Consider the following 12,444-nt stretch of genomic DNA (forward strand, 5'->3'; position numbering starts at 1 on the left):
CCTGACAGATCAAGTCGGAATCTACCGATATCTGCATGCCAGCTCCGCAGCGCCGTGAAGGCCCGGGCCAGCCCTTCCATAAAAGCAATCGACCGAAGGGACGCCCATGTCTGCCTGCCGCCCCGCCCGCTCCGGGCTTTTCACCACCGCCGCCACGGCCCTTGTCCTTTGTAGCCAGCCCGCGCTGGCGCAAGAGCAGGGCGAGGGATTTTTCACCATGCTGGGACGGATCATCCTGGGCAGCGGCACCGCGAAAGTGGCCATCGACACGCCTCAGGCGGTGACGGCGCTGGAGCAGGAGGATCTGGACCAGCTTCAGCCGTCGAACATCTCGGACCTTCTGAAAACCGTGCCGGGTGTTCAGGCGGCGGGAGCTTCGGCGCGGGCGCTGGGCATGGCCTTCAACATCCGCGGCATCGGCAACACCGAACAGAATGCCAGCGAGGAACGCATCAAGGTCGTGGTCGATGGCGCGCCCAAGTTCTTCGAGAGATACCGGATGGGCAGCTTCTTTGGCGATCTGGACCTGTACAAACGGGTCGAGATTCTGCGCGGCCCGGCGTCGAGCACGCTTTACGGTTCGGGGGCCATTGGCGGTGTGGTCGCTTTCACCACCAAGGAGGCCAGCGATTTTCTGGGCGAGGGCGACGGCGCGTCGCTGCGCGTCAAGCTGGGGTATGACAGCAACGGCGAAAGCGACAAGGAAGGCGTGATCTACGCCACCCGCAAGGGCAATGTCGAATTCCTGGCGGCGCTGAACCGGTCGTCCGGCGGGATCATGCAGGATGGCTCGGGCACCGATATTCTGGGTACGGAACATTCAAGCTGGTCGGGCCTTGTGAAGGGCAAGCTGACCTTCGGCAATGACAATGACCAGAGCCTGACCCTGGCCCTGTCGCGCACCGACAGCGATCTGGACGACACACAGGTCGCGCAGACCGGCGGTTCGGCGGCGTCCTTCTTCGGCACGGCGGATGTACATGCCATCGATGACACGGTTACGCTGACCTATAACAACGCCTTTCCCGACAGCCCCTTCCTGAACCTGACGGTGCAGCTGTCCTATACCGACACCGCGACCCGACTGCGCAATTTCTCTCTGGGCGCGATGTGCGCGCCGGGCACCTTCCAGATCCTGTGCGACAATGACGCGGCCTACACCACGACCACGCTGAAGGTCGAGAACGTGGCCGACCTGTCGACCGGCGCCTGGGAGAATTACCTGACCTTTGGTGTCCAGCTGTCGGAACAGGAGCGCACCGCGACCTCCACCCTCGGCGATCTGAGCTTCCACCCGCAGGGCACCGATCGCAAGCTGGGGCTTTACGTGCAGGGCGAATTCACCCTGAACGAGAAGCTGACGATCATCCCCGGCCTGCGGGTCGATTTCGGCGATCGGACGCCGTCGGCCGCCTCGGTCGCGGCGGGGGCGACGGCCACGGAAGATACTGCCATCTCGCCCAAGCTGGCGGTGCTGTACAAGCTGACAGACAATTGGGGCCTCTTCGGCTCGGTCGCACGTACGGAACGGATGCCGACGCTGGACGAGTTGTACAGCTTTGACGGCGACGAGCCGCCCAGCCTGAACCTTGACAAGGAAGAGGCGGATTCGATCGAGCTGGGCTTCACCTTCCAGAAGGGCGACGTCCTGTCGCCGGGCGACAGCCTGCAGTTCAAGGCCACCGCCTTCCACAATGACCTGTCCAACCTGATCGCGCGCGACAGCACCGCGGGCACGCCCTATTATCGCAATATCCGCGATGCCGAGATCTGGGGGGCCGAGCTTGAAGCCGCCTATGACGCGGAACGCTGGTTCGGCAGCCTGGCCTGGAGCCATGTCAAATCGAAGGACCTGTCGACCGGCCTGACACTGGCCGACACCCCGGCCGAGAATGTCGCGCTGACGCTGGGGGCGAAATTCCCCGACCAGAACCTGACCCTGGGCTGGCGCGCGGCCTATTTCGACAAGATCACCACCTCATCGGCCACCACCTCGGGCGAGGCCTATGACACGCATGACCTTTTCGTGGCCTGGAAGCCGGATCAGGGCGCGCTGGCCGGGATCGAGGTGAACTTTGCGATCGAGAATGTCTTCGACAAGACCTATCGCAACAATCTCGCACTCGACAATGCGACGGGGCGGAACGCCAAGCTGACCATTTCCAAAGGATTCACCTGGTGAGCGTCCGGGCAGGATATCTGGCGCTGGCCCTCGGGCTGGTGCCGCTGACCCTGCCCGCCACGGCGCAGGAGGGGGCGGCACCGCCTCCTGCGATCATGGCCGAGGCCCCGGCGCTGGCGCCTCTGGCCGAAGCCGGGCCTTCCTCTGGCGTGTCGCTTCCCTCGGTCGCGTCAGAGGAAGGTTCCTTGATGCCGGGGGCTGCATCGGCCCCGGCCCATCATCCGCTGGTCGAGATCGTGCTGGTCGCGCATCCGGTGGTGCAGGCGGTCATGGCGATCTTGGCATTGGCGGCCTTCGTGGCGCTGACCATCCTTGTCCAGAAACTCGCCGAATTCGCCTTGGCCTTCGCGCGGCTGCGGCGGGCGGCCAGGGCGCTGGGCGCGGCCACCGACCTTGCGGATGCGGCCCAGGCTTTGGCGGGCGAACGCGGCCCCGCCGCCGCGATGACCCGGGCGGCTGCCGAGGAATTGCGCCTTTCGGAAGAGGATGTGGCGCTTCTGCCCGGGACCCAGTCGCGCAGCACCGCCGCTTTGGCGCGGATCGAGGCTGGGGCGGCGCTTTCGCTGCGCGCGGGCACGGGGGTTCTGGCGTCGATTGGCGCGATTGCCCCCTTTGTCGGGCTATTCGGCACGGTCTTCGGCATCATGAACAGCTTTCTTGCCATTGCCGAGACCAAGACCACCAACCTGGCGGTCGTCGCCCCCGGCATTGCGGAGGCGTTGCTGGCTACCGCCATCGGCCTTGCCGCGGCCATCCCGGCGGTCCTGATCTACAACCTGCTGTCGCGCCGTCTGGCCAACTATCGCCACCGGCTGACCGACCTGTCAACCATGGTGCTTGTGCTGCAAAGCCGGGCGCTGGACCGCCTTGCGGCCAAGCCTGCCACGCGGGCCATGTCGCTGCCGCGTGCGGTGGGGGGCTGAGCCATGGCCTTCAGCGTCGGTGGCGGCGAGGATGCGCCGGAAGAAATGTCGGAGATCAACGTCACGCCCTTCATCGACGTGATGCTGGTCTTGCTGATCGTGTTCATGGTGGCGGCCCCCTTGTCCACGGTCGACACGCCGGTCGATCTGCCCGTTTCGACCGCGCCGCCCCAGGACCGGCCGCAGGACCCGGTCTGGCTGACCGTCGCAGTCGAGGGTGATCTGATCCTTGGCGACGCCCGGCTTGCGCCCGAGGCGCTGCCTGCGGCGCTGGATGCCGCGACGGGCGGGCAGCACGAGACGCCGATCTTCCTGCGCGCCGACCAGAGCATCGCCTATGGCCGCCTGATGGAGGTGCTGAACGCCCTGCGCGCGGCGGGGTATCTGAAAGTCGCGCTGGTCGGCCTTGACGGGGGGGCACCATGAGCGCCGCACGCTGTCCGTTTCGCCCGGAACTGACGCTGGTCGCGACGCCTCGCAAACGTGGCGCGACCCTGGGCTGGTCCGCATCGGCGGCTGTGGTGGCATTGGGCCTGTCGGGCCTGGCCGCCCTTGCAATGCAGGCGGCCCCCGGCGGCGAGGCGGGCGCGGCTGACAGGGCGATCCCGATCCTGATGCCGCCCGCGCCCGCACTGGGGGCCCTGTCGGAATCCGCCCCCGAGGCCGCGCCCGAAGCGCCCGACGCCGCAGAGGCGCCGGTGCAGGACAAGGCGCCCGAGCTGCCCGGCGCTGTAGATGCCCCCGCGCGGCCCGACGCCCCGCAGGCGCCTGTTGGGGCGCAGGCCGAAGCCGCACCCGAGATGGAAAGCGCCTCGGCGCGGCCCGAAGCGGCAGCGCTCGCCGAGGCCGAAGCCGAACCGGAGCCCGTGATATCCGTCAAACCCAAGGCAAGGCCGCAAAAGCGGGCGGAGAAGCCGGTTGAAAAGCCGGCCGCGAAGACGGAAGCGGCCAAGGCCAAGCCCGCTAAAATGGCAAAACCCACCGAGGCTGCGAAAGAGCGCAGCGCCGCCTCGGTCGAAGCCGCGCCGGTACAGAAGCAGACGGCGAAGGGCGTTGGCGGCGGCAAAGTCGCGGCCGCAAGCTATGGCGCCGAAGTGATGAAGAAGATCCGCAAGACCAAGAAGCAGAAGGCCGGAGCCCGGGGCACGGCGGTCGTGGGCTTCCAGATCTCTGCTTCAGGCGGGCTGGTTCTGGCAAAGATCATCCGCTCTTCGGGCAGCCCGGCGCTGGATCAGGTGGCCTTGGACCATATCCGCCGCTCGGCCCCCTTCGCACCGCCGCCCGCCGGAGCCGAGACGCGGTTCTCGTTCGAATTCGTCGGAAAATAGCGCTTATATCGGCCCGAGCGCCTGCTCGAGCAGAGCCAGCGCTGCCGCTCTGGCCTTTCCGGGCGAAAGCCGCTCGGGGTCGATCTGCGCCTCGAGCCACAGCCCGTCGATCACCGCCACAACCGGCCGCGCGAGCGCCTTTGCGTCAAGGTTGCATCCGGCATGTGCGGCATGCTGGGCGATCGCACGTTCGACATGGTCAAGATAGGCATCATAGCATCGGCGATGTTCTTCGCGCAGCGCCGGATTGACCGATATCTCCCCCCAGAGTGCCAGCCAGATCTTCAGCGTGTCCCGGTTGAACAGGGCTTCCGAAAAGGCCCGATCCAGCACGTCGCGCAGCGATGGGTCCCCGCCGTCGGGCGCAAGAATATCAATGAAGCCGCGATAGGCCTCGGCATGAACCGCGGTCAAAAGCCCGTCCTTGCCACCGAAATGATGCGAGATCAGTCCGCGGCTGACCCCGGCTTCCCGTGCGATATTGTCGATGGTGAAGGCCGACAGCCCGCCGCGGGCCAAACAGGCGATCCCCGCCTGCACAAGCATGGCCGAACGGACTTCGGGCGTGAAGCGGCGGAAACGCGGAGCCTCAGTCATCATCTTGATATGCCGTCAGATATGATCCCGCGCAATGCTTTCCTTCCAGCTTCTGCGGTAAAGGCTTTCACCATTCTCGCTGACAGTCAGATGCATCTCGACATGGAAATGCGTGGCATCGCAGGACAGCGTGCCGTGGCTTTCATGACGGAAGCGGCCATCCTTGCGGATGATCTCGCACATGGCTTCGGTCTCGCAGCGGGCCGAGAGCGGATCGTTGCCGGTGATCCGGTAGCGCGCCATGGCATGGCTGCGCACGGTGGTCGCGATATCGGGCATTTCGGTCGCGTAGGTCCAGCGCGGGAAATCCACCACGCTTTCGCCGGTCAGCAGGTCTCGCAAGACCCGCCGGCGCACGTTTGCCTCCGCCGGATGGTCGATCCGGGGCAGGGGCGGGGCCGCTTCGGGCGGATCGAAGGGGCGCAACGCGGCATCAGCCTCGCGCCGCGGGCGCACGGGCAGCTCCAGCCGACATCCGGCCAGATCAAGCGTCAGCGTCGCAAGCGCGGGGCTGGGCCAGGCGATGGGCCAATAGCTCGTGGAAAGTGACAGGGCGATGCGATGGCCCGGGGGAAAGGCATGGGCGATGTCGTCCAGGTCGACCACGGCCTCGGTCCATTCCTCCGGCACCAGCGCCTGGGGCGCGCCGTGGCCCCGATGGTGGCAAAGGTTGAGAAGACCCAGCGCCACGCGGGTCGAGGCGCCATCGGGGGCCACGTCATTCAGGCGCACCGCGACCAAGGCCTGCGGCTTGTCCGACCGGAAGCGCAGGCGAAGCTGCGGCGCGCCCATGATCTCGGTGCGGGCGGCAAGCGGCGGCAATGTGAAGACCAGCGAGCCGCCATCATCCTCGCGCTGGTCGGGCGGCCAATCGGCGTTGTCGCCATAACGGCCGACTTCGCCCGCGGCCAGGCCAACCCAAAGCGGAGAGCAGATTGCGGCCTCGCCCGTGCCGGGCTGCGGCGACAGGGTATTTCCGTTGGAAAGATAGTGGCTCTGCCAGGCGATCCTCGGGCTGGGCCAGCAGTCCTCGGCCACCCAGCGGCCGGGGCGCTCGGTGTAGCAGGTTTGCGGTGCCACGCTGTCCTGCATCCAGACCCGCAGGGCGGGCTCGTCCATGATTCCGGTTTCCCGGCCCTTCATCCAATGGTCGCACCAGCGGATAACCTCTTGCAGCCAACCGATTTCCGGTGCGACGCTGGCATCCTGCGGGTAGGAATGCGCCCAGGGTCCGATCAGCCCGCGCACTGGGGATTTGAGCCCCGCGACCAGCCTCGGCACAGCTTCGGAATAATTGTCGGCCCAACCCGAAACGGCGTAGACCGGTATCTTGATGGCGCCGAAATCTTCACAGACTGACCCCTGCTTCCAATAGTCGTCACGGCGCTGATGGGCCAGCCAGGGCAGGATCCAGGGCGTATTGGCCCGCATCCGCGCCTGCCACATCTCGCGCCATTGCGGGCCGACGATCTCGGGGTCGGGGGGCAGGTCCTGGCTTGCGAACATGGTCTGCGACCAGTCGAAATTGTCCTTCGACAGGCAGCCGCCGATATAGTGCACATCGGTTGCATAGCGATCATCGGTCGACCCCACGGTGATGATCGTCTTCAGTGCCGGAGGCTGCCGTGCAGCGATCTGCAAGCCGTTGAACCCGCCCCAGGATATTCCGATCATCGCGACCTGGCCGTCGCACCAGCCCTGCGCCGCAATCCATTCGATCGCGGCAATGCCGTCCAACTGCTCGGTCACGGTATATTCGTCGTCGATCAGCCCTTCGCTGTCGCCCGTGCCGCGAATGTCCAACCGCATCGAGGCATAGCCATGACCGGCGAAATAGGCGTGCCATTGGTGATCGCGGCCGCGCGTTCCGTCGCGTTTGCGATAGGGCAGATATTCCAGAATCGCAGGCACCGGCCCCGAACCCTCGGGCAGCCAGAGTTTCGCCGCAAGCAGGGTGCCGTCGGGCATCGGGATCTTGATGTCTTCGATCACCTTGATCTGGTGGGTGAATACAGTCCGCTCGATCGGCACGGTGGTGTCTCCTCTTGCTGAACCTTCAGACAACAACGGCCAGCCGGCAATCAGCGAGGCTTGACCGATGTTCCGAGTACACTATTGTACGACTGTTCAGCAAGAGGAAGCCATGCCGCGCGATCCCCGCTACGACATCCTGTTCGAACCCGTAAAGATCGGCCCGAAGACGGCGAAGAACCGCTTCTTTCAAGTGCCCCATGCCAGCGGTATGACGAATGCCGCGCCGCAGGTGCGGGCGGCCTTCCGGGGGATGAAGGCCGAGGGCGGCTGGGGCGTCGTGTGCACGGGGGCGGCTTCGGTCGACCCTTCTTCCGACGACAGCCCCTTTCCCTGCGCGACGATCTGGGATCGCGCCGATATCGCCGCGCACCGGGTGATGACCGAAGCGGTCCATGCCCACGGCGCTCTGGCGGGGATCGAGCTGTGGCATGGCGGGGCGGCTGCGGTGAACCGCACCACCCGTCTGCCGCCCTTGTCGCCCTCGGGCGTGCCCTGGATGGCGACGCATGTGCCCTTCATGTCCGCCGCTCGGCCACGGGTGATGGATGCGGGCGATATCCGCGAGCTGATCCGCTGGCATTCCGAGGCGGCACTGCGGGCCGAGGCGGCGGGGTTCGACATTCTCTATGTCTACGCCGGCATGGGCTATCTGCCCTATCAGTTCCTGCTTTCGGATTATAATCACCGCACCGATGCCTATGGCGGCTCGGTTCGCAACCGGGTGCGGCTGGTGGAAGAGCTGATCGACGCCGTGCGCGAGGCGACCCATGGCCGCTGTGCCGTAGCGCTGCGCGTGTCGATGCAGGAATTGCGCGCGCGCCGGTCCGATTCGGCCGAAAGCGAAGCGCATGAGGTGATCGGGCTTCTGAAGGATGCCCCCGATCTTTTTGATGTAAAGATGGACTATTCCGGCACGGATTGCGGCCCGAGCCGCTTTGTGCCCGAGGGCAGCCACCGGCCTGTGGTCGATTTCATGAAACAGATCACCGACAAGCCGGTCGTCGGTGTCGGTCGTTTCACCAGTCCCGACACGATGGTGCAGATGCTGCGCGACGGCGTTCTGGACCTCATCGGGGGTGCGCGGCCTTCCATCGCCGACCCTTTCCTGCCGCAGAAGATCGACGAAGGGCGCGAAGAGGACATCCGTGAGTGCATTGGCTGCAACATCTGCATTTCCTCCTGGCATGACGGGGTCTGGGTGCGCTGCACGCAGAACCCGACGGCCGGCGAGGAATGGCGGCGCGGCTGGCACCCGGAACGCCCGCGCGCATCCGGCGAAGGGCAGGTTCTTGTGGTGGGCGGCGGGCCTGCCGGCCTTGAGGCGGCACTGACGGCGGCACGGCGCGGCTTTCGCGTGGCGCTTGCCGAGAAAGCCGATACGTTCGGCGGGCGGCTACGATTTGAAACGGCGCTGCCAGGGTTGAGGCAATGGGGCAGGGTGGCGGACTATCGCCTTGGCCAGCTTCGGAAAATGGCGAATGTCTCGCTCTATGCCGGATCGGATCTGTCGGTGGATGATGTGGTCGAGTTTGGCGCGGATCATGTGGTGGTCGCGACCGGGGCTCAGTGGACAAAGGCCCTGTTGGGCGCCAGCGAATTGCCCGAAGGCGCGGCGGACGGGCCGCGCGTCTATACGCCCGACGATCTGGCGGCGGGCGCGCAGCCAGAAGGTCCGGTCACCGTTTTCGATTTCGACAACTATTATCTTGGCAGCGCGATTGCCGAAGACCTTGCGGCGAAGGGTCTGCCCGTGACCTATGTCACCAGCGCCGGCGCGGCTTCGGCCTGGAGCTTTCTGACCAATGAACAGGGCCATATCCACGCGGCACTTGCCCTCCGGGGCATCGGTTACCGTACCCTTCAGCGCGTCACTGGCTTTGACGGGAACAAGGTGGATCTGGCGCAGATGATGAGCGGCGAGCCGTCCAGCCTGACCGCAGGCTCGCTGGTGATCGTTGGGCTGCGGCTGGGGCGCAGCGCGCTGTATCAAGAGCTTGTGCAGCGCGGTCTTAGCGTCCATCTGACCGGAGACGCCAATGCCCCGGGGGCCATAGCCCATGCCGTCTGGCAGGGCCATCGCACCGCCGAGGGTCTAGGTCTTTCCAATGTCATGATCCGGCGCGATCCCGGCCCGGCCGCCTTGCCGCAGGTGGCGCAATGACCCGGCGGCCGCGTCGCGCGCCGGGCGGCATCCGGCAGCTTCCCTTTGGTCAGGTGCCCCGGCTGTATGATCCGCTGAAGGTGATCTCCGACGATCAGGTGGCGGCGATCCATGCCGCCGCGCTTGAGGTGCTGCTCCGTCTGGGCATGCGGGTGCTGCATGAAGGCGCCCGCGCCCGGTTCAGGGCGGCAGGCGCCACGGTCCGGGAGGATATGGTTCATCTCGACCCCGCCATGATCGGCGAAAGGCTTGCGACAGTGCCGGCCCAATTCACCCTGACGGCCCGTGACCCAGCCAAATCCCTTCGGCTGGGTGGCGGGCATTGCGTCTTCGCTTCTGTCGGCGGTCCGGCCTATGTGATGGACCTTGATCGGGGCCGGCGCGACGGAAGCTTTGCCGAGATGTGTGATTACCTGCGGCTGGTGCAGGTGCTGAACGTGATCCAGCATGAGGGCGGCTGTCCGTTCGAGCCGATGGATCTTCCGGCAAACACCCGCCACCTGGACATTTACCGCGCCCAGATCGGCCTTCTGGACAAGAACTGGCAGACCCAGACCCTGGGTCATGCGCGCACGATGGACGGGCTGGAGATGGCGGCCATCGCCGCCGGAACCACGCCCGACCGCCTGCCGCCAACGCTTCTGGGGATCATCAACACCAATTCCCCCCGGCAACTGGACATTCCGATGGCCGAGGGGCTGATCGCCATGGCCGAACATGGCCAGGTCAATGTCATCACGCCCTTTACCCTGGCAGGCGCCATGTCGCCGGTCACGCTCGCCGGGGCTCTGGTGCAGCAACATGCCGAGGCGCTGGCGGGGATCGTGCTCACCCAGATCGTGCGGCCCGGCGTGCCGGTGATGTATGGCGGGTTCACCAGCAATGTCGACATGCGCTCGGGCGCGCCCGCTTTCGGCACCCCGGAATATGCCAAGGCCGCCGCTGCCTCGGGGCAATTGGCCCGCCATATCGCCGTGCCGTTCCGGTCCTCGAACGTCACAGCCGCCAATGCGGTCGATGCCCAGGCGGCCTATGAATCCCAGATGGCGCTTTGGGGCGCGGTGATGGGCGGGGCGCATCTGATCGAGCATGCGGCGGGATGGATGCATGGCGGCCTGACCGCCAGTTTCGAAAAGCTCATCCTCGATGCCGAGATGCTTCAGATGATGCAGGCCTTTCTTGCGCCGCTCGATTGCCGCCCCGAAGCGCTGGCACTTGAGGCCATGGCCGAGGTCGGCCCCGGCGGTCACTTCTTCGGTGCGGCTCATACGATGGAGCGGTATGAAAGCGCCTTCTATGCGCCGATGCTGTCGAATTGGGACAATTACCCGCAATGGCTGCAGGCGGGTGCCACCGAAGCCCCCGCGCGGGCGAACGCGATCTGGAAAGAGCTTCTGACGCAATATGAGGAACCCGCGCTCGACCCCGGCCGGGCCGAGGCGTTGGATGCCTATGTCGCCCGCCGCAAGGAAGAGGGCGGGGCCCCGATGAACTGAACGGGCGGGCGCGCGGTGACGCGCCGCCCGAATGGCGCAAAGGACCTCTGCATGGCGTCCATATGTGCCGGGTGTCCTTGCGAAATTCTCGCCTTACCCCATTGCGCCGATCCGGCCTTTCCATCAGGTTCTGGGCCTGCTGCCCCATCCCGGGGATGCGACTGCCACTTTCACCGGGGCCTTCAGGGCAGCAGCCATGGCAAAGGAAAAGATCATGCCGCATTCACCCGATATATCTGTGTCTTGCGCGCCTTTGATCCCGGCACCGCCGCTGTGGCCGGCAAGCAAGCCCGCCGTCACGGAGTGCGCCAAATGAGGCTGGTCAACCGGACCTTCGACGAATTGCAGCCGGGCGACACCGCCGAATTGCGCCGCCTGATCACGCAGGACGATCTTTACGGTTTCGCGTCTGTTTCGGGCAATTTCAATCCGATGCATTTGCCGAATGAGGATGGTGATGGGGATGGCCATCCCGACGGCATCGCCCCGGGCATGTTTGTGGCTTCGCTTTTGTCGGCGGTCCTTGGCTCGCGCCTGCCCGGACCCGGCACATTGTATCGCCGTCAGGGGCTGGAGTTTCATCAGCATGTCCGCGAAGGGGATGAGCTGATCACCAGGGTCACCGTGCTGTCTAAGGCGCCAAATGGCGAGGTGACATTGGCGACCGAGATCCGCCGTGTCGCCGATGCGGCGCTCGTCCTGTCGGGTGAGGCGGTCGTCATCGCCCCCACCTTCAAATTCGACCGCGACGATATCGAGGTGCCTGGTCTGATCGTCCAGCGCCACCGCCATTTCGACGCTTTCCTTGAAACCGCCCGGCCCTTGCCCGCGCTGGTGACGGCAGTGGTCTGCCCGGAAGAGGCCAATTCTCTGGACGGCGCGCTGCTGGCGATGAAGGAATCGATCATCACGCCGATCCTTGTCGGCCACGCCGCGGCAATCCGTGCCGCCGCGGCCGCTCTGGGCGCCGACCTGACCGGGATCGAGATTGTCGAGGCCGCCACCCATGCCGAAGCCGCCGCCTTGGCCTGTGCGCTGGTGCATGAGGGCCGGGCGCAGGCGGTGATGAAGGGGCATCTGCACACGGACGACCTGCTGAAACCCATGGTCGACCGCGACAAGGGTCTGCGCATCGGGCGCCGCTTCACCCATGTCTTCGTGATGGATGTGCCGGGCCAGCCGCATCCGGTGATGGTCACGGATGCGGCGATCAACATCGCCCCCGATCTCGCGACCAAGGTGGATATCTGCCAGAACGCCATCGACCTTGCCCTGTCGCTGGGAATGGAGCCGAAGGTTGGCGTCCTTTCGGCGGTCGAGACGGTGAACCCGGCGATCCAGTCCTCGATCGACGCGGCGCTTCTGTCGAAGATGGCCGATCGGGGGCAGATTAGGGGCGGGCTGGTCGAGGGACCGCTGGCGATGGACAATGCCGTGGATCTGGCGGCCGCCCGCAGCAAGGGGCTGAAGGGCGGGGTGGCCGGTCAGGCCAATATCCTTGTCGTGCCTGGAATCGACGCGGGCAATATGCTGGCCAAGCAACTTGCCTTCATCAGCCATGCCGAAGGCGCGGGCCTTGTTCTGGGGGCGAAAGTGCCGGTGATCCTGAACTCGCGTTCGGACAGCAGCATGTCGCGTCTGGCCTCTTGTGCTGTCGCTGCCATCCATCACTTCCATGTGCTGGGCGCTACCAAGGCATGAAATGGGCTGGGGAGGGCCGGGC

General features: G+C 65.8%; 9 protein-coding genes. 7 read left to right on the forward strand and 2 right to left on the reverse strand.

All coding sequences use genetic code 11. The features are described from left to right. Window positions 1–106 precede the first annotated feature (106 nt). From ACED67_RS00425 to ACED67_RS00440, 4 genes are read left to right on the forward strand one after another with little or no spacing between them, the layout of a single operon-like run. Window positions 107–2,182: a TonB-dependent receptor domain-containing protein gene (locus ACED67_RS00425; protein ID WP_395539466.1), complete on the forward strand. Its 2,076-nt coding sequence runs from the start codon at window positions 107–109 to the stop codon at window positions 2,180–2,182. Continuing rightward, the gene (gene exbB, locus ACED67_RS00430) at window positions 2,179–3,105 is read left to right on the forward strand and encodes a tonB-system energizer ExbB (RefSeq protein WP_395539467.1); all 927 of its coding nucleotides are present in this window, start codon (window positions 2,179–2,181) and stop codon (window positions 3,103–3,105) included. Before ACED67_RS00425 ends, exbB begins: the two co-directional genes overlap by 4 nt. Window positions 3,106–3,108: 3 nt before the next feature. Next, window positions 3,109–3,531, forward strand: coding sequence for a TonB system transport protein ExbD (gene exbD / locus ACED67_RS00435; RefSeq protein ID WP_395539468.1), 423 nt, complete (start codon window positions 3,109–3,111; stop codon window positions 3,529–3,531). Then, window positions 3,528–4,433: an energy transducer TonB family protein gene (locus ACED67_RS00440; RefSeq protein ID WP_395539470.1), complete on the forward strand. Its 906-nt coding sequence runs from the start codon at window positions 3,528–3,530 to the stop codon at window positions 4,431–4,433. Before exbD ends, ACED67_RS00440 begins: the two co-directional genes overlap by 4 nt. A 3-nt stretch (window positions 4,434–4,436) precedes the next feature. On the opposite strand, the gene ACED67_RS00445 is transcribed toward ACED67_RS00440, so the two are convergent. Then, complete coding sequence (locus ACED67_RS00445) at window positions 4,437–5,033, reverse strand: TetR/AcrR family transcriptional regulator (RefSeq protein WP_395539471.1); 597 nt, start codon at window positions 5,031–5,033, stop codon at window positions 4,437–4,439. Between the two features lie 12 nt (window positions 5,034–5,045). After that, entirely contained in the window at window positions 5,046–7,061 is a 2,016-nt protein-coding gene (locus tag ACED67_RS00450; protein ID WP_395539472.1) for a CocE/NonD family hydrolase, read from the reverse strand. A 112-nt stretch (window positions 7,062–7,173) separates the two neighbouring features. Here ACED67_RS00450 and ACED67_RS00455 point away from each other — a divergent pair, with 112 nt between their 5' ends. The 3 genes from ACED67_RS00455 (at window position 7,174) to ACED67_RS00465 (ending at window position 12,422) form a co-directional block, all read left to right on the forward strand. Beyond that, window positions 7,174–9,225, forward strand: coding sequence for an oxidoreductase (locus ACED67_RS00455; RefSeq protein WP_395539473.1), 2,052 nt, complete (start codon window positions 7,174–7,176; stop codon window positions 9,223–9,225). Beyond that, the gene (locus ACED67_RS00460) at window positions 9,222–10,721 is read left to right on the forward strand and encodes a trimethylamine methyltransferase family protein (RefSeq protein ID WP_395539474.1); all 1,500 of its coding nucleotides are present in this window, start codon (window positions 9,222–9,224) and stop codon (window positions 10,719–10,721) included. The genes ACED67_RS00455 and ACED67_RS00460 overlap by 4 nt, the downstream gene beginning before the upstream one ends. A 312-nt stretch (window positions 10,722–11,033) precedes the next feature. Beyond that, complete coding sequence (locus tag ACED67_RS00465) at window positions 11,034–12,422, forward strand: bifunctional enoyl-CoA hydratase/phosphate acetyltransferase (RefSeq protein ID WP_395539475.1); 1,389 nt, start codon at window positions 11,034–11,036, stop codon at window positions 12,420–12,422. Window positions 12,423–12,444 lie beyond the last annotated feature (22 nt).

This window comes from Neotabrizicola paludis (assembly GCF_044142105.1).
In the GTDB taxonomy this organism is placed as follows: domain Bacteria; phylum Pseudomonadota; class Alphaproteobacteria; order Rhodobacterales; family Rhodobacteraceae; genus Pseudogemmobacter.